The organism is Lysinibacillus sp. NPDC056959, assembly GCF_042674095.1.
In the GTDB taxonomy this organism is placed as follows: domain Bacteria; phylum Bacillota; class Bacilli; order Bacillales_A; family Planococcaceae; genus Lysinibacillus; species Lysinibacillus zambalensis.
Map to the genome: position 1 here is coordinate 90,043 of NZ_JBHURE010000014.1, position 18,279 is coordinate 108,321.

Consider the following 18,279-nt stretch of genomic DNA (forward strand, 5'->3'; position numbering starts at 1 on the left):
GCAGCATTTTACCTATTTGGTTAAATGACGTCAATATGACAAAGTTGTCATATTAGGCTTAAATCATGATTTTTTCACGCTATTTGAAAAGTCTATCGAAAAGGTAGTGACGTGCTCATAGGATTGTAAAGAAAAAGGGTGCTCTAATACAGTCAAAATCTTTTTCACTAAATACAAGCCTATACCTGTTGCTTCACCGCTTGTTCTACCTTTCATGCCTGTATAAAATAAATCAAAGACACGTGATATTTCACTATCCGGAATTGATTCTCCACAGTTTTTAATTCGTAAAGTAGCTTCGTCATAAATAATTTGAATAGAGCTTTCAGCCTCGGCATATTTAATGGCGTTATTGATAATTTGATAAAGCACAATCTTTAACCATTTACGATCTGAATAAATAATTGTATGTTCATCAATCGTCACTTTTGGAAAAATTTCTTTGGCGATGAAATAATCTTTTAAATCATGAACAACTTCCTTCGTAAGCTCCTTTAATGAAAGTGCTTCTATTTTTAAATCAGCCACTAGATTGGACGTGCGTTCATAAGTTAGTAGCTGATTCAAGGTAAACGTCAGCTTATCACATTCCTGATTAATTGTTTGCAAGTGCTCTGATTGGTTAGTTGCATTAGATTGGATCATCAGTTGAATAACCGACAATGGCGTTTTCATTTGATGGGCAAAATGTGAAAGTACAAGCTGCTTTTCTTTCCCTTGCTCCTCTAAATATTGCTGCTGTGTTAAGTATAGATATTGCATTTGTCGTAGTTTTTGGCTATAGGCTTGCTCCATCATCGCCTGTGGTTCATACAGGTGGAGGTCATCGCCTGTTAATGTGCTCTTCTGTAAATGAGTATAGAGCTTTCTTCTTCGAAAATAACGTCCAATCAGCCAAACGATAAATAGGAAGCTCACGAGAAAGATAAAGTAAAGATAGTGCGAAGCTAAATCATCCAGGGAATGAATAATCCAGGGTAATAATAGAAAGCTTACACAATAAAGAATAATTACACTTACATGATCTCGAAAGAAGAGCTTCATTCTTCGGCCTCCACTAATTGATAACCGAGTCCGCGAATTGTTTTAATTTCTAGTCTAGATTGAATCGCATCGAACTTTTTGCGTAATCGGCCAATATTAACAGATAAAGTGTTTTCCTCAACGAAGGCTTCATCATCCCAAATGGCACTTAACAATTTTTGACGAGGAACAACATTAGGATAAGCTTCAAATAATAATGTGCTAAGCTGCATCTCTTTTAATGTTAGTAGGCTCTCATGCTTTTCGGTGTAAAGACGAACTGTATTAGCATTTAATGTTGTATTTGCAATGGAGATCGAATTAGAATCGGAGGAAGCATATTCTCCGTATGTACGGCGAATAAGACCATTCACCTTTGCCATAAGCACATCTAGCGAGAAGGGCTTCGTAATAAAATCATCCGCACCATTTTCAATCCCATATACTTGATCGATATCATTAACACGAGCAGATACAATTATAATAGGGCAGTTGGATAGCTGGCGGATTTTGCGCGACCAAAAGTACCCATCATAGGTTGGTAGGTTAATGTCCATAATAACAAGATGGGGTTGAATTGCTTGAAATTCTTCTACTATTTGATTAAATTGTTGAACGGTATAGCATTCAAATTGATATTTTGATAAATGCTCCTCAATGATTTTTGAAATATTGATATCGTCCTCTATTATGTAAATTTTGTACATAGTATCAACCTTTCTTTTTTTTGCTCATCACCGAAAGTTGGGAATAACATTTGTTTAAAACGTATGTCATGTAAATAAGTTGATTGGAGTGGAGACTGGGCGGCTCATCGGACGCCCCCAGGAAGCTTTGCTCTGCGCGAAAGCGAAGCGACAGCAACAACAAAGCGCCCAGTCGGAACGGAAATCAACCCCACGTTATGCTGAGTAGCCTTCCTATTTATATATTTTTAATGTACCCTGATTTTAAAAAATCCATTAATATTCTCCATTGAATAAAGTAATTGTAACTTGAAATTATAAAAAAGAGCCACCACAAACCCAATTGGGAATGTGATGACCTCTTTCGTTTATTTTTTTGGAATGTGGAAGGAGATAGTTGTTCCTTCATTTAACGTGCTATTAATTTGTAACCTCTGTCCGTAAATCCTTTTAAGACGTAAATCCGTATTACGTAGCCCTACACCAGAGTTTGGCGAATAGCTACCCGATTGTAGTAAATCTAATAGACTTGAATCAATCCCGACCCCATTATCTATAACACTTACTGCAACATGATTCGGACAATCTTTTATACGAATACAAACTGTACCGCCTTCTTCTTGTTTTAATACACCATGACAAATTGCATTTTCCACTAAAGTTTGTAAGGAGATAGGGGGGATATCAATATTAATATTGTCATCAATATCCCATTCGATATTTAGTAAGTCCCCAAAACGCTGCTGACTAATATAGAGATATGACCGTACTAGGTCTAACTCATCCTTAAGTGACACTACTCGCTGTAAATTTCGCGCATCGAAGCTGGCGTGTAGATATTCACCAAAATGATGCATTAAGTCAATCATTCGGTCTGTATCGATCGTACTAAGTGATGCAATTGAGTTTAATGTATTAAATAAAAAATGAGGCTGTATTTGGGCCTGAAGCCAAGCTGTTTCTAAATGTAGCCGTTGATTGATGCTATATTTTAAATCGATTAAGGCTCTACTCCTTACCTTTAACTCTAAAGAATTAATGGGCTTTGTCACATAGTCATTTGCACCATGGGCGAAACCGGTATAAACATCCGCGGGATAATTTCGAGCCGTTAATATTAAGACAGGTAACTCAAGCAATGAGTAATGCTCTCGAATAATTTCAGTTAATGCATAGCCTGATATATAAGGTAACATCGCATCAATAATGACTAGATCCCATTCTTCTCGCTGTAGCAATTCTAATGCCTTCTCACTGCTAGTAACTGTAGTAACAGCATATTCTGGAGTTGCAAATAAGCTACGCATAATTGTTAAGTTAACAGGATCATCATCGATCATTAAAATGTTGAATTGCTTTTCCGTTATAGATGATGAATTTTTTTCTTCAACAAGAAGATGCGTGTCCTCTTCCTCGATATAGGATTGCTCCTCATTAACGTTTTCATCTGCTAATGGTAAGGTGAAAAAGACATCCGATCCTTTGTTAGGAATAGAGTGTATTTGTAAAGTTCCTCCATGTAATTCGATTAGCCTCTTTGAAATTAATAATCCAAGGCCGATTCCATCATTATTATCATTTCCTTGTTCGTAAGGGGAAAATAGACGACTTTGGATAGCATCATCCATTCCTAACCCAGTATCACGAATATGGATAACAGCCATATTATTTTCGATTTGGGCGCTGATTTTTATAGATCCTGCACTCGTATATTTAATGGCATTGTGTAGGAGATTAAAAAGAATTTGAATCAATCGATTTTCATCTGCCACCACATTAGGGAATGACCTAGGGATTGTTGAACTCATTTGAATCTGTTTACCGATTGTTATAAAACGTAACAAATCAAAAACGCCATAAACTGTACCTTGAATGCTGACGTTTTGTTTATGGAGATGCAAATTACCTTCTTTTAAACGAGTAAAGTCTAATATGTCATTTAATGAAAATGACATGCTTCTCCCGATATCAATAAGATGTTTTAGGTTTTGTTTATCATCAGCCATAAGCTTATTGTTTGGATTATCGTAAATGGATTGCCCTAACGTAATCATTTTATTCATAGGATCCCATAGCTTTTTTGAGCTACTAGATAAAAATTCATCCTTCAAAGCATCGTCTTTTTGTAATTTAGCAATCAATTGATGAATCTGCTCTTTATTTTCAAAAAAACGTTTAAACCAATAGCCTGAGAAACCGAGCATCATAAACAAATAATCGAATGGATACATTGGTATATCAAAAGAATAGTTGGATTTGATATACGCCCATATGATGCCGTTTAATGTTCCGAGAGCCGCCAATGCAATAAAAGCAGTGCTTTGTGTTTGATTTTCAAGATACTCTCTTAAAGCGAGTACTACTACAGATAAAAATGAAATGACATATAGTATAAAGTAAAGAGAGTTTATTGTGTTTAACCAATTAATCGGTAAGAAGATAGTGAAAAATGCTGAAAGGGCGTAGAAAGCAAAGAGCCACTGAAAGCTTTTAGCATGACGATATTTGACTAGTAAAACACGCATAAATTGAACAAAGAAAAAAGAAGATCCTAGAAAAATAATTGAAGATAACTTAAAAGACCATACATAATCAAGATGTAACCAGTTGAGTATAGATGGATCATGTGAAATTAACTCATCTGCTAAAGGTAAAAGAAAGCCTATTGTGAACAGTAAAACAATTGGTTTTGGATAAATAAACAAGAACACAAGGCTACTAAAAAGTGCAAACAACAAGAGCGTTATTGAAATTGTAGCAAAAGATAAATTATTAATAATTTGTTGGTGCGCCATAGCTGAGGCGGAGGTAAACCAGATTTTTTTATTAATAGTAGGGCTTATTGCAGTATCGAAATTAGATATATGTAAAATTATGTCAAGTTCAGGTTGCTCATTTGTAAAGTAATGCGTATAAGTAGCGACTTGACCGTGATGACTATGTGAATCAGTAGCTACTTTTCCTGACTGTTCAACTAACTTCCCGTTAAGATACAATGCTGAGGCAGTTGACACTGCTGGAATCCGAATGGCATAACGATTATCTTTGGGAGCATTGTCATTGAGTAAGATTTTTAAACGATATGTACCGTATCGTTCTGCGGTTGCCTCAGGTTCTTGCATAGGAATCACCCGGGTAGCTTGTTCAAATGATTGGAGAGACTTGTTATGATCAATATTTAATGGATCTATTAATAATCCGGGATAGTAGAGCCATTCCCCATCTAAGTAAAGAACTTCTTTATCGGATAGCTGATGATCCCGTAGATCAAATACACCTTCCCGGGCAATCGGTTGTTCACTGGAAGGGGAAAAATAGGCAAGCCATAGTATACGAAGTGTAGTAAGAACTATAAAAATTAAAATGATGAAAAGCGAATGTCGTATTGTCGCTTTTTTTAACAGTGACATAAGAACCTCCGGAATTTCCTGAATGTATTAAAAGGCCTATATTCACCATGCCATGAAATTTAGAAAATGGGAATAAGAAATTTATAAAAAAGTTACTTTCAGACTAATCAGAAAGAGTTGGTTTCCGCTTCGGGCTACTCGCTTTCAGGCGAGAGTAGCGTGAGATCTTAGCTCCTGCCTATTGTATGTGTCAATTATATTTTTTTGTGAATTAGTTTTCGTTAAGGGGTGTGAGTATAATTTCAAGGGGAGAAATAATCTGGTATAGGTAAATTCAAGTTAAAGCCTCCACGATTATGCAAAAGGCATATTGATAATACCTGTTTACCAATAAGCTTAGGCATCGAGCGTATTTTTCTCGATGCCTAGAATTATTCAACAGATATAGCGTTAAACAACTCAGTTGTTTCTAGCTTTGGTAAAATACCGAGATCCGTCATCAATATACTTTTAAAGGTGTTGTAAACCTTTACTGCACCTGCTCGATGATCAACTTCTATATAGTGCCTCATTAGCTGTTGGATAATTTTATCGGAATAGGGGGTATGTTCTACTGTTAATAGTAATATATGCTCTCGTTTTTCCACATCATCTATTGCTGTATAGTGCTCTACTAAATCATGAAGTAAAAGAGTAAATTTGTTGTTCATAAAACTTGCTTTACTAGTAATCCAGGGATAATCTAATGAGGTCATAAACTCACCTTGGTAATTTTGCACGAGCGCCTCAGCTCGCTCTACATCAATCTTGCCAGTCTCCGTTTTACCATTTAAAATATGCTCCAAGTCATGGGCATCACATTGAAAATCCTCTAATTGCAAAATATAGCAGCCGTTAGCATACTGTATGACTTCTGAATAACCCAATGTTGAAAGCGTGGTGCGTAGATAGGAAACTGTTGTATGTAACTGCACTCGTGCCTTTTTACATTCCGTATCTGCCCATAAAGCTTCGATGATTATATCGCGAGGCACATGACTATTAAGATTGGAAAGAAGAAAGGCAAATAATTCTTTTGTTTTAAGCGTTCTCCAATGGACCGCTTTGTCATTATGTAAAACAACGAATCCTCCAAAGCATTGGATCGTAAGTGCGGGTTTATTTCGTACTTCTATAGGATTCGGTTTATTTTCTAGGTGAAGGAGTTCTTGGATTCTATTAATAGTTGTCTCTAAACGAGCTTTTGAAATAGGCTTTAATAAATAGTCAAGGGAGTGAATTTCAAATGCTTGTACTGCATAGTCTCGATACGCAGTGACAAATACGATATAAATATTTTTGTCCCATTCTTTTAAAAGCTGTGCAATCTCTAAACCGTTCATGCCAGGCATTTCAATATCTAAAAATGCCACTTGGAAATCCAAGGTTGGTCCCACTGCAAGCAAATCTTTTACAGTAGTAAAAGATCTAACGACCTCTATTGAATTAAATTCCTTTAACTTTTTCTCCATATTTATAAGCGCTAATGGCTCATCATCCATTACTATCGCTCGAATCAAAAAAGCCACCAACTTTCTAATTTTTATTAACCTGATATCAATTATACCTTAGTGAAGTAGGTTAATTTAAAATATCAATGACTGACCCTTTATACGGGTGTATGGTCGCTTGCTGCTGCAATATTTAGATTGACCGCATTTTGTATAACACCCATTTGCACAGTATGTTGTAGCTTCATCAGTTGAGAAGACATTACTGTAGTAACTTCCAACCTGCACTCCTACTTTACCATATTATCGTATAAAAACACTTATTTTCCAACATATAAAGATTGCAAGTAGAGTTCTAATATGACCTCCATAAAATTGTTTATTTACCAAAAATACATTCGTTCTTGTATATTTTTCCGAATTTTTAGCAATAATTCGTAATATCAGGTCTGTTGTCCTGAATGATTGCATGTATTCTCTAGCATTAAGAGCCTAAATCTAGTGTGCTAGCAGAAGACTGCGAAATAATAAAATGTGGAGGTTACAAAATATGAAAAAACAAGCTTTAGCTTTAGCAGTAACATTAACCTTGGGATTAAGTTTATTTGCCAGCCCGTCATCTGCAAAGGACAAACTTTCTTTTATGCCATTCGATGCATTGTGGGGAATCTCGAAAATTTACAATTTATCTTTAGAAGATTACGAGCCAATGATCGACTCAGACGCAAGATGGTTTTATCCAGAGCAAAATTTAAATATAGCCGAAAAGAAAAATGATAATTCGCCGAAAGACCAACATTTTGTTGAGGCTGGAGATACTTTATTTACAATTGCGCGTGTGAATGATGTGTCAGTGGAAGAATTGCAAGAATGGAATAATCTTGCATCTTCTGATCTAATTTATGTAGGTGAATCATTGGCTATCAAAGCTTCGGCAGCAAAATCTAAAACGTCTGAAAGCAGACCTACAACGGTAGCAACGACATCAAGTAAAAAGCAAGCGACAACTTCAAGTAATAATACAGTTGCGACAGCTAGTACAAAATCAGTGAGTGCTCCGACAACTACGGGCAAAACGTTCACAATGCGAGCAACAGCCTATACAGCGTATTGCGAAGGATGTTCGGGAATTACAGCGAATGGAACAGATATAAGATCGAATCCAAACTTAAAAGTAATTGCTGTAGATCCACGAGTAATCCCTCTTGGAACAAGGGTTTGGGTTGAAGGTTATGGTGAAGCAATTGCAGCAGATACTGGTGGAGCGATAAAAGGTAATAAAATTGATGTATTTATTCCTACCGAGGGACAAGCTCGTCAGTGGGGCGTCAAAAATGTAATAGTAAAAATTTTAAATTAATGTAATTGCGAGGGTGTCTCCTTGAATTGGAGATATCCTTTTTATAGTGTTTAAAGTTTACAAAATTTACTCCTTAATCAATGATTCGCAAAATTCCTATTGAACTTGCATAAGTGGAAGGATTGTTGGAAACCATCAAAAAGAGGAGGGATTTTTATGAAAAAAATGAGCTTAATAATAATTTCTTTATTAGTATTTGTCGGTGGTTGTAGTTTATTTGAAAAGAAGGAGCAAAAAGTGGCAGTAAACGCAAATTCAGGGCTAACTGCAACCGCGAAAGTAATTGGTAAAAATAATGAAAGCTATGGCAATGCATATTTTGAGGAAGAGGATAATGGGGTTAAGATGACACTCGCACTATCAGGGCTGCCAGCAGGAAAACATGGCATTCATATTCACTCCGTTGGGAAGTGTGAACCACCGACATTTGAATCAGCAGGTCCTCATTTTAATCCAACGAGTAAAGAGCATGGGAAGGATAACCCTAAAGGATATCATTTAGGAGATCTTCCAAATTTAGAAGTTGGAGAAGATGGTAAAGTAGATCTAAACTTTTTAGCTGAAGGGCTAACATTAGAAAAAAATGCTGCCAACTCATTGTTACGTGAGGGGGGCACTACATTAATCATTCATGAATCAGAGGATGATTATAAAACGGATCCTGCGGGTAATTCTGGTGCTAGAATTGCTTGTGGCATTATTCAATAAGGACAATGAATCGACTGTATCTAAAGAAAATCACTTTAGATACAGTTTTTTTGTTTTAAGGGTAAAAATCGACAACAAATGAAAGCCAGAAATCATAACTTTTAGTTCATTACTTTCATCACCATAGCGTGAGGTTGATTTCCGTTCTGACTGTGCGCTTTGTTGCTGAAGAAGAAAGTAAAGATTACTTCGATAATGAGTATGCATTTTTTATACATACAGAAATTAAAATTATTTTCTTGAAAAAAGAATTTAACGTTTAATATAGATAAAATAGGTGCGAAGAAGTAATTAATTTAACAAGGGAATATTAGGTATTTGAGGAAAATGGTATAATTATAAAAGACTGAATTTACAATAAATTAATTGACATTAATATACTAAATTTGATAATTTTAAGTAGTATGTGCCATAAAAGCTGGGAAATACGGCCCGAAATATGCATAAATTAAGAAACCTACAGCAATGAACATGATGTTGGTCACTCAGTCGAGAAGTATTTAAGAAAATTTATCTTCTATTACCGATAGTAGCAATTATCGTTTTAATGTTAACTGGTACGCCGGTAATGTATGCAGCACTTTACGGTATTATTATTTCTATTGGTGTCGCGATGTTTAATAAGGAAACACGTTTAAAACCAAAAGATATTATTGAGGCATTAGTTGAAGGTGCACGTACAGCACTTGGTGTCGTAGCGGCAACGGCTTGCGCGGGTATTATCGTAGGTGTTGTTGTGAAAACGGGTCTAGGCTTAAGCTTAGCGAATAGTTTAGTAGAATTAGCGGGTGGTAGTATTATTTTAACGCTAATTTTTGTCATGATAGCTTCCCTAATTCTTGGGATGGGGGCTCCTACAACAGCAAACTATGTCATTACATCAACGATTGCTGCTCCGGCAATCGTAGCGTTATTATCACCGAATACACCGCAGGAATTAGTACCAATAGTTGTTTTATTATCGGCACACTTCTTTGTATTCTACTTTGGGATTATCGCTGATATAACACCGCCTGTTGCACTTGCTGCTTTTGCGGCTTCGGGAATCTCTGGGGGAGATCCGATAAAAATAGGTGTAAACTCAGCGAAGCTTGCTATTGCAGCGTTTATTATTCCATATATGATTGTATTCTCACCTGCGTTGTTAATGATAGATACAACTATACCTCAAATTATATGGGTAGTATTCACGGCTATCACGGGAATGGTAGCTATTGGTGCGGGAGTAATCGGTTACTGGTATCGCAAAATGCTTTGGTTTGAACGTATTATTGCGATTGCAGCTGGTTTGCTTCTTATCTATCCAGAAAAGTTTTCAGATTGGGCAGGTTAAGCCATCTTTATTGCAATGTTTGTTATCCAATACGTAACACAGCATAAAGGTAACGATGACGACAATCGAAATAGTAAAACGAGTGTTACAGCTTAAGTAAAAAGTAAAGGGCTTCGGCTCGAATTGGCAAATAAGAATTTTATTATTTTGTAAATATTACCAAAAGAGATGTATCGGATTTTGATACATCTCTTTTTTTCTTGAAATTCAATCTAAAAAGTAGATTGTTTTTATATTTTTTATGCATAATGAGCATCGTTTATTGCTTTTTCTGCAAAGGTCATTGTATAATTCTTTTATCAGAAAATTCAATTAAATGAATCGAGGAGGTGTTTAAATGGACAAAATTTTTAACTCGAAATTTGAAACGTATTTAATGGATCAGGAATTGGAGCTAAATATCGAAGAGGAAAAAAATGAGGAGCAACTAACAATGGTACATTATGAAGAATATCCAGAAGGGTTTTTTACAAGTTTATAATATTTATTTGAGGGACTGTGCTAAAGGTAGAAATTACTTTTAACACAGTCCTTTGTTTTTTTACATATATTAATCATTTTTGGATCATCACCATAGCATGTGGTTGATTTCCGTTCCGACTGGGCGCTTTCCCGGGGGCGTCCGATGAGCCGCTTCGCTTTCGCTGCAGGGTCTCGGGCCAACAGGATGTTGGTCACGAAGGCGTTATCACAGGATGTGATGCTCTTAGCCTTCGTTCCACTATCGCTAATCCCCAAGGAGTCGCCCAGTCTCCACTCCAATCAGCTTATATATGGCATATGTTTTAGTAAATGTCATACACAACTTTTGGTAATTAACCTCATTTTTATACTTGATTTATTTCGACTGTATGGAGTCATATTAATAAAATATCCTTATTTTTCATATACATAGGTCTAAATCCATATGTACTTTTAAGAATTCGTTTCATGTATAATGGGAAACAAAAATGCATATAGAGGTGTGGTTATGTCAAATGCAGTGTTAGAGGAAACAATTTACCAATGGTTTGAACATTTTCATAAATACCCAGAGGTCAGTTGGAAGGAATTCGAGACGACAAAAAAAATCGCGTCGATTTTAGATGAGTTAAGCGTATCTTATCGGTTGTTAGGAGATGTTCCAGGGCTAATTGCTGAAATTGGTACAGGTGATGAAATTGTTGCTGTACGTGCAGATATAGACGCATTATGGCAGGAAGTGGATGGGAAATGGCAAGCGAATCACTCATGTGGTCATGATGCCAATATAACGATGGTACTTGGGGCTTTATTACTGCTGAAAGATCGACCATTGCAACATCGTGTTCGTTTTATTTTCCAGCCTGCTGAAGAACTTGGGAATGGAGCTTGTGCTGCCTTTGAGCGAGGAGCGGTTGATCGTGTATCGCATTTATTTGGTGTTCATTTAAGACCAATTGAAGAACTACCACTTGGTAAGGTATCGCCTGCGATTCATCATGGGGCAGCCTATTTTTTAGAAGGAACTATTCGAGGTACAGATGCCCATGGTGCTAGGCCTCACCAAGGGAAAAATGCAATCGATGTGATTATGGCCATACAACAAATGCTCAATAGCATACATTTATCACCTTTCGAGCCTCATTCTGCAAAGCTAACGAAGATTGTTGCGGATGGTGGTAGTACGAATATTATTCCGGGCACTGCGAGCTTCTCGATGGATATTCGAGCGCAACATAATAATCAACTAGAGTTACTTCGTAGTCGTATTGAATTTGGCTTAAAATCGATCCAACAGCAGTTTGAGATTGATATAGACTGGAAATGGATAGACTTTACACCTGGTGCTGAGGTTTCGTCAGTTGCCGCACGTATGGCTAAAGACGCAATTATGGAAACACTTGGGGAAGAGCATCTAGCAGGGGAAATCACAACACCTGGAAGTGATGATTTTCATTTTTACACTGTTAAAAAACCTGAATTAAAAGCAACGATGATAGGTATTGGAGCCAACTTAACGCCTGGATTGCATCATCCGAAAATGACTTTTGAAAGAAGTGCATTAATGGACGCTGCGAAAGTACTTGCTTGTGTGTTAGAAAAAAAACCTGAATATGAATAATGATTATAAGAGTGAGCTCTGTCAAAATTCTTTTGATAGAGTTCCTTTTTATTTTCTTTTTTATCGAAATATATGAATATTCCGCATTGCTCCAAATAGCTATTTGAAAGCGTTTTATTGCGCTAAAACAGTCTAAATTGCTCGAGAAGCATAAAATTTTTGCGTTGACTTTTAATTTTTTGAATATTATGCTAAAAAACGTAAAAAATTATTTGCGTCTTTGACAAACTAGCTTGGCAACTGGTGCAAAAAAGGGGATGGATTCATGAAAAAAGATATTAATGCTGGTTGGGCACTTCTGCCTTTTGTAATAATGATTATAGCTATGTTAATTACAGTAGTTGTGTTAGAGCAAAGTCCTCACGTACCACTTATTATCGGAACAACTGTAGCAGCAGTAGTTGCCAAAATGCATGGATTTAAATGGATGGAAATTGAGGAAATGATGTATAAGGGGATACGTCTAGCTTTACCTGCAATTGTTATTATTATTTTAGTAGGTTTGACAATCGGCGCATGGATTGGCGGCGGTGTCGTAGCGACAATGATTTATTTTGGTTTAAAATTAATTTCTCCAGCTTGGTTTTTAGTAACAATCATGCTGTTATGTTCAATTGTTTCATTGGCGATTGGTAGCTCATGGTCAACGATGGCTACAATCGGTGTTGCTGGAATGGGTATTGGTTTAAGTATGGGAATCCCTGCAGCAATGATTGCCGGAGCGGTTATTTCAGGTTCATACTTTGGTGATAAGATGTCACCATTATCGGATACTACTAACCTCGCAGCAGGTTTAACAGGTACCGACTTATTTGATCATATTAAGCACATGCTTTATACGACTATTCCAGCTTTAGTCATTGCAATCGTTGTATTTGGAATTATGGGAAGAAGCTTCGCGGATATTTCAATGCAATCAGAAAGCATTTTAACAACATTAAAAGTAATGGAGGAAAGTTTTGTTATTTCTCCTTGGTTATTGCTTGTACCAGTTGGTGTAATTGTATTGGTAGCGAAAAAAGTGCCTGCGATTCCAGCTTTAGTTGTCGGAATTATCTCAGGATTCTTACTACAAATCTTCGTACAAGGCGGTACACCTACAATGGCTGTACATGCTTTACAAGAAGGATTTGTTATTTCAACTGGCAATGAAATGGTGGACAACCTATTTAACCGTGGTGGCTTAGATTCAATGATGAATACGGTTTCAATGACGATTGTGGCTATGACATTCGGTGGAGTGTTAGAATATTCCGGCATGTTAAAAGCACTTATGAATGTCATTGTGAAATTTGCTAAATCTACAGGAAGCTTAGTTGCTTCAACGATTGCTGCATGTATTACAACAAATGCTACATGTTCTGAGCAGTATATTTCAATTGTTGTACCATCACGTATGTTTGCGAATGTGTATCGAGAGCGTGGCTTACATTCGAAAAACCTATCTCGCGCGTTAGAAGATGGGGGAACACTAACTTCTGTATTCTTCCCATGGAATACTTGTGGAGTCTTTATTTTAGCGACGTTGGGTGTAGGGGCAATGGAATACGCACCATATGCAATTATTAACTTCCTAGTACCTATTATTTCAATTTTTTATGCATATATCGGATTTGCGATTGTTAAGCTAACACCTGAAGAAATGGAAGCGGCAGAGAAGCGCAAAAAAGAGGAAGAACTAAACGATACTAATATGGTCATGGCTGACTAAATCCAAGTGTTAAAAGTCACTTTTCTCTGATGATAAGCTCTCGCGGACGAAGAAATTTCTGCGAGAGCTTGTCATTTTTCAATAAACTGCAAAGTTCAATTCATAAATTGTACGTGGGCGACCTTGTTGGTGAGGCATTTCTTCACCAACTACTTTAGCATAGCCGTTATCCACTAATTTTTTAATAATGCGCTCTGTTGTGCGGCGTGTAACTTGTAAGTGTTCTGCAAGGTTATGAGATGTAAATTGAGCTGATTGGCGCTCCCTGCTAAAATGAATGATCTTAGAAATATTTAATGGACTTAAGCTTGTTTGCTTTGCCATTTGTAAAACGTAGGGATCATCTGTTTTTAAAGCTAGTCTCAGTTCTGATTTCGGGAATGGACCTAACAAGTTTTTATGCTCATCGAGTATATAAATTTCACAAGGTTTAGCAAATGTTATTGCATTTTTGGCATTATGGTTAGCCTCAACTATTGAGTGACCATACCCAAATGCTAGCTTAAATGACTGATCGGTTTGTTGTAATAAGTTCTGTATGTTCTCTTTTTCGAGTGCCTTTTGCAAATGTCCAGCTGTCGTATATAGTTCAAAAGAATACGGTGAAATTTCTTTATAAGTTGAATGCGTAATTGCTGTGATTTGCGTGAGCATGTTATCGTCTATAGGTTTATTTTCAGAAGCCTCTAATAGTCCAACGGCAGCTTTCACAGATTCAGATTTTGTAAGAAGTGATTGAGATTTCGTTTCTTCTAGGCATTGAATAATGGAGTTAGTTGCATCTAACATGCGCATTGCCGGTATTTGAAGAGCTTGTAATTCATCAAACACGCTATGAATACTTGTTATGACAAAATCAATGCTGTTAGCCTCCCATAAAGCGATATGATGCTGCAATATAGATTGAGTAAGTTTAGTGATAGAAATAGCCTGTATATACGGTTTTGGACCAACATATTCTATTTCTGTTAAAACATTTTTTACAATAGCTGGATTCATAACATCGATGGAAATTCTATTTAAAGGTACCGCATGATTCGCTACAAGCGATAATAAAGTTGTAGAAATTGCCGTCTCATCTTGTTTTATATAATTCCAAGGTATTGGTAGCTCTGACAATGCGGACTGGGCATGTAAATAGGGCAACGTGCCGCCGAATAAAAGGGCATCACATGGCTTAATTTCCTTTAACAAAACAGGTGCCTCTGTAGGTTGCTTGTAAAGATAAAAATCTATTTGAATATTCTCTATGTTTTGTGCGATACTATTTATACGCTTCATAAATGCTTTAGAGCAGATAACCGCTATTTTAGTAGACATAGGCAACTTCCTTTTCTATTTTTTAATTTATTTCAGCAGATGTTCAAACATCTGCTGAAATAAATTAAAGCCTCCGGCGGATGTCATGGAATCGGAAAAGAGTTCAATAAAGGATGTTAGCCTAAAATCATCGCATCCATGCGATAACGGCTAACTGGCCTGCATCACGCAGGCCTAAGTACAAAGCCGATTCCAGACGCAATTATGCCGAGGCATAATTGATTAATAATTAGCGACGTATTAGCGACAACTATATTATACAGGAGACTGATAAAAATGAAAATCCAACAAGTAGAAATTTTTGCAATCCATTTACCACTTATTGATCCATTTATCATCAGTTATGCTACATATGATACGATGCCTTCTATTATTCTGAAGGTTACGACAGACACAGGTATTGTAGGCTACGGTGAAGCTGTACCAGATGAACACGTAACAGGGGAGACGTGGGAGAGCACATACGCGCTATTAAAGAACCAGCTTGCTCCGGCAATCATTGGAGAAAATCCAATGGCCTTTGAAAAACTTCACGATAAAATGAACAAAGTAGTGAAAGATGTCCCTGCGGCAAAAGCAGCGATTGACATTGCTTGTTTTGATATTGCAGGGAAAGCGTTACAAGTTCCAGTGTACCAACTACTAGGCGGACGTTATCATGAGAAATTCCCGATTACCCATGTATTGAGCATTGGAACACCTGAGGCAATGGCAGAAGAGGCGGCTAATCGAGTAGAAATGGGCTATCAATCATTTAAAATGAAGGTAGGAACAGAGGTAACTCGTGATGTTGCTCGTATCAAAGCGGTGCGTGAACGCGTTGGTGAGGACATTGCTATTCGTGTAGATGTAAACCAAGGGTGGGGCAATGCGTCAAATACATTACAAGGTTTACGTGCATTGAAAGATCTGAATATCGATTGGTTAGAACAGCCAGTAGATAGTGAAGATATTGATGGAATGGTAGAGGTGAAGTCAAAATCTGATGTTCCATTAATGATTGATGAAGGACTTCGCGGTGTACGTGAAATGCGTGAAATTATCGCAAAGCGTGCTGCAGATAAAGTTAATATTAAATTAATGAAATGCGGTGGCATTTATCCTGCTATGAAACTAGCAGTTATGGCTGAAATGGCAGGCATTGAATGTCAAATCGGTTCAATGGTAGAATCATCCGTTGGTTCAGCAGCTGGCTTCCACGTAGCATTCTCAAAAAAAATAATGACAAGTGTAGAATTAACAGGTCCGTTAAAGTTCTCTAAGGATGTCGGAAACTTACACTATGATGTTCCATTTATCTGTTTAAATGAAAACCCAGGATTAGGTGTCGACGTAGATGAAGAAATCCTTAAAGAATTATGTAAGTTCTCAACAATTGTAACAGACTAAGGAGGCGGCGAAATGGAGAAAATTTATGAAGGTATGCTTGGGGAAACGCCGTTTTTTGTTACAACATTAAACCTTCAACATATGCAAGAAATTGAAAAATTGCAGCTTGAAGTTTATGAATCATTAGCAGACCAAAGTATATTACAGCCATTAAGCACGGAGGAATTTGACTATATTTTAAGCGGCAATGGCATGATGATAGGCGCTTACGTAGGGGAGGAGTTAATTGCCTTTCGTGCACTATTGAACCCACCTGTAGATGACGAGCACCTTGGCTATGACTGTGAGATTGGCGAGGATGAATTTTATAAAGTTTTATACCAAGAAATATCGAATGTCTCACTGACATACCGTGGCTACGGACTACAAAAAACATTAGCCCAAATTGTCATGAGTCATATCGATTTAGCAAAATATGATTATGTATGCTCAACGGTCAAGCCATTTAATATCCCTAGTTTAAAAGATAAATTTTCTCAAGGATTAGTCGTAAAGGGATTAAAGATTAAGTATGTAGATAAGCTACGATATATTTTTTATAAGGACTTGCGACAAGAGCTACCAATCTTTACAGAAAAGAAGTCGATCCCGATGGGGGATACAGTTGGTCAGCAACAGCTTTTAAAGCAGGGGTATACAGGTACTTCTATGTATGAGGATCAAAATGATTGGTTTGTCGTTTATGAAAAATAAATAATAGAAGAAAGCCTTACCTTTTACTTTTGTGGGGTAAGGCTTTCATGTTGTAGATGTTTATTAAATAAAATATGGCTCTTAGGCAAAGCGAGGGGGGCGTTCCGATCTTGGGTGCGCCAGATGAGCCGCTTATCCCCAAGGAGTTCCGAGCCTTCACTCTAATCAACCACTTCATTAAATAAGTACCCTCTGGTTACTCTAATTTATAGTGATAAAGCGAAACTTCGACACTACTGTTTTTATGTGCGAAAGCGCAGTGCTAACGTAGCGACAGAAATAAGATGTGTTTTTCTGTAATAGCGAGGTGGTTTTAAGCAACTAGCTTGAACAAGAATCGCTCATTACTACAAAGTCCTACTTTATTTGTAAGTTAATATTTTTACTAAAAAATATTTGAATTATTTCGTGATATTTTTTTATCCGATCATATTTTCTATTTTTTATTCCTCATATAAAATTTTCATTAACTGCAGTAGTTCATCAAGTGACAGCCCGATTTCTTTGCTATTCATTATGACTACACTCAGCTGCTCCTCAATGACTTTCAGCTTAATCTCGCTTATGACCTTTAAATTTTGCTCTGCGACAAAAGAGCCTTTTCCGATAATGGAATAGATAAAACCTGCCCTCTCTAATTCCTCATAGGCACGTTTCGTTGTAATTACACTAATTTTTAAATCCTTTGCGAGTTTACGCATGGAAGGTAATGCTGCTCCCTCCTGTAATTCACCTGCTAAAATAAACGATCTAATTTGATTCGTAATTTGTTCATAAATCGGATCCTTTGAACTTTTGGAAAGAATTATTTGCATGCCAATCCCTCTTTTTATTTTTTAGAAACACATTTGAAATAATGTCCTGTCTACGGGTTCAGGAAAGTACCATCAACGGTAATAAAAATTAATTAAACAATAAAGAATTTTACAAGGGAAGATGGAGTCTTACACATTTTTTAATGGATCTATAAATGAAAAGAAGTATTGAATGCGTGCTATCATATCATTTGCAAACATTTTTTCAAGAAAACTAAGGCATATTGCGATAGCTTGGATTTGGATGACTTTTGAAAATCATATATGTACATACTCATATATTAGTATGTACATATATCCACACGCCAGAGCTCTATG

General features: G+C 36.7%; 14 protein-coding genes and 1 pseudogene. 8 read left to right on the forward strand and 7 right to left on the reverse strand.

The genetic code is table 11. The features are described 5' to 3' along the window. Positions 1–63 precede the first annotated feature (63 nt). The 5 genes from ACFTQ7_RS16135 to ACFTQ7_RS16155 form a co-directional block, all read right to left on the reverse strand. Entirely contained in the window at positions 64–1,044 is a 981-nt protein-coding gene (locus tag ACFTQ7_RS16135; RefSeq protein ID WP_386829924.1) for a sensor histidine kinase, read from the reverse strand. Beyond that, positions 1,041–1,730, reverse strand: coding sequence for a response regulator (locus tag ACFTQ7_RS16140; RefSeq protein ID WP_386829925.1), 690 nt, complete (start codon positions 1,728–1,730; stop codon positions 1,041–1,043). Before ACFTQ7_RS16140 ends, ACFTQ7_RS16135 begins: the two co-directional genes overlap by 4 nt. A 347-nt stretch (positions 1,731–2,077) precedes the next feature. Further along, the gene (locus ACFTQ7_RS16145; RefSeq protein ID WP_386829926.1) at positions 2,078–5,119 is read right to left on the reverse strand and encodes a hybrid sensor histidine kinase/response regulator; all 3,042 of its coding nucleotides are present in this window, start codon (positions 5,117–5,119) and stop codon (positions 2,078–2,080) included. Positions 5,120–5,490: 371 nt separating this feature from the next. Next, positions 5,491–6,618 (reverse strand): response regulator, encoded by a 1,128-nt coding sequence (locus tag ACFTQ7_RS16150; protein WP_386829927.1) that lies wholly within the window; start codon positions 6,616–6,618, stop codon positions 5,491–5,493. An 89-nt stretch (positions 6,619–6,707) separates the two neighbouring features. Next, a complete protein-coding gene (locus tag ACFTQ7_RS16155) occupies positions 6,708–6,830 on the reverse strand; it encodes a hypothetical protein (protein WP_386829928.1) in 123 nt (40 codons plus the stop codon). Between the two features lie 269 nt (positions 6,831–7,099). Between ACFTQ7_RS16155 and ACFTQ7_RS16160 the strand changes: the two genes are divergently transcribed. The 6 genes and pseudogenes from ACFTQ7_RS16160 to nhaC all read left to right on the forward strand — a co-directional run bounded on the left by ACFTQ7_RS16160 (position 7,100) and on the right by nhaC (position 13,744). Continuing rightward, the gene (locus ACFTQ7_RS16160; RefSeq protein ID WP_386829929.1) at positions 7,100–7,909 is read left to right on the forward strand and encodes a 3D domain-containing protein; all 810 of its coding nucleotides are present in this window, start codon (positions 7,100–7,102) and stop codon (positions 7,907–7,909) included. Positions 7,910–8,065: 156 nt separating this feature from the next. Continuing rightward, positions 8,066–8,617 carry a superoxide dismutase family protein gene (locus ACFTQ7_RS16165; RefSeq protein WP_386829930.1) on the forward strand — a complete coding sequence of 184 codons (552 nt, stop codon included), beginning with the start codon at positions 8,066–8,068 and terminating at the stop codon, positions 8,615–8,617. A 490-nt stretch (positions 8,618–9,107) separates the two neighbouring features. After that, positions 9,108–10,046: pseudogene (locus ACFTQ7_RS16170) on the forward strand (TRAP transporter permease); the annotation flags it as partial. 241 nt (positions 10,047–10,287) lie between these two features. Then, the gene (locus tag ACFTQ7_RS16175; protein ID WP_349661810.1) at positions 10,288–10,431 is read left to right on the forward strand and encodes a hypothetical protein; all 144 of its coding nucleotides are present in this window, start codon (positions 10,288–10,290) and stop codon (positions 10,429–10,431) included. A gap of 489 nt (positions 10,432–10,920) precedes the next feature. Continuing rightward, a complete protein-coding gene (locus ACFTQ7_RS16180) occupies positions 10,921–12,033 on the forward strand; it encodes an amidohydrolase (RefSeq protein WP_386829931.1) in 1,113 nt (370 codons plus the stop codon). 265 nt (positions 12,034–12,298) lie between these two features. Further along, positions 12,299–13,744, forward strand: coding sequence for a Na+/H+ antiporter NhaC (gene nhaC, locus ACFTQ7_RS16185; RefSeq protein WP_386829932.1), 1,446 nt, complete (start codon positions 12,299–12,301; stop codon positions 13,742–13,744). A gap of 78 nt (positions 13,745–13,822) precedes the next feature. Here the strand turns inward: nhaC and ACFTQ7_RS16190 are convergent, their stop codons facing one another. Continuing rightward, entirely contained in the window at positions 13,823–15,064 is a 1,242-nt protein-coding gene (locus ACFTQ7_RS16190; RefSeq protein ID WP_386829933.1) for a hypothetical protein, read from the reverse strand. 276 nt (positions 15,065–15,340) lie between these two features. Between ACFTQ7_RS16190 and ACFTQ7_RS16195 the strand changes: the two genes are divergently transcribed. Then, complete coding sequence (locus tag ACFTQ7_RS16195) at positions 15,341–16,453, forward strand: mandelate racemase/muconate lactonizing enzyme family protein (protein WP_386829934.1); 1,113 nt, start codon at positions 15,341–15,343, stop codon at positions 16,451–16,453. 12 nt (positions 16,454–16,465) lie between these two features. Continuing rightward, on the forward strand, positions 16,466–17,146 hold the full coding sequence (locus ACFTQ7_RS16200; protein WP_386829935.1) for a GNAT family N-acetyltransferase: 681 nt from the start codon (positions 16,466–16,468) through the stop codon (positions 17,144–17,146). 443 nt (positions 17,147–17,589) lie between these two features. On the opposite strand, the gene ACFTQ7_RS16205 is transcribed toward ACFTQ7_RS16200, so the two are convergent. Then, positions 17,590–17,961, reverse strand: coding sequence for a GntR family transcriptional regulator (locus tag ACFTQ7_RS16205; protein WP_386829936.1), 372 nt, complete (start codon positions 17,959–17,961; stop codon positions 17,590–17,592). Positions 17,962–18,279: the final 318 nt, after the last annotated feature.

What these genes read in the sequence shown, in the direction of transcription:
- ACFTQ7_RS16135 (WP_386829924.1), bottom strand. Translation starts at nt 1,044, where the DNA reads ATGAAGCTCTTCTTTCGAGATCATGTAAGTGTAATTATTCTTTATTGT.
- ACFTQ7_RS16140 (WP_386829925.1), bottom strand. Translation starts at nt 1,730, where the DNA reads ATGTACAAAATTTACATAATAGAGGACGATATCAATATTTCAAAAATC.
- ACFTQ7_RS16145 (WP_386829926.1), bottom strand. Translation starts at nt 5,119, where the DNA reads ATGTCACTGTTAAAAAAAGCGACAATACGACATTCGCTTTTCATCATT.
- ACFTQ7_RS16160 (WP_386829929.1), top strand. Translation starts at nt 7,100, where the DNA reads ATGAAAAAACAAGCTTTAGCTTTAGCAGTAACATTAACCTTGGGATTA.
- ACFTQ7_RS16165 (WP_386829930.1), top strand. Translation starts at nt 8,066, where the DNA reads ATGAAAAAAATGAGCTTAATAATAATTTCTTTATTAGTATTTGTCGGT.
- ACFTQ7_RS16175 (WP_349661810.1), top strand. Translation starts at nt 10,288, where the DNA reads ATGGACAAAATTTTTAACTCGAAATTTGAAACGTATTTAATGGATCAG.
- ACFTQ7_RS16180 (WP_386829931.1), top strand. Translation starts at nt 10,921, where the DNA reads ATGTCAAATGCAGTGTTAGAGGAAACAATTTACCAATGGTTTGAACAT.
- nhaC (WP_386829932.1), top strand. Translation starts at nt 12,299, where the DNA reads ATGAAAAAAGATATTAATGCTGGTTGGGCACTTCTGCCTTTTGTAATA.
- ACFTQ7_RS16190 (WP_386829933.1), bottom strand. Translation starts at nt 15,064, where the DNA reads ATGTCTACTAAAATAGCGGTTATCTGCTCTAAAGCATTTATGAAGCGT.
- ACFTQ7_RS16195 (WP_386829934.1), top strand. Translation starts at nt 15,341, where the DNA reads ATGAAAATCCAACAAGTAGAAATTTTTGCAATCCATTTACCACTTATT.
- ACFTQ7_RS16200 (WP_386829935.1), top strand. Translation starts at nt 16,466, where the DNA reads ATGGAGAAAATTTATGAAGGTATGCTTGGGGAAACGCCGTTTTTTGTT.
- ACFTQ7_RS16205 (WP_386829936.1), bottom strand. Translation starts at nt 17,961, where the DNA reads ATGCAAATAATTCTTTCCAAAAGTTCAAAGGATCCGATTTATGAACAA.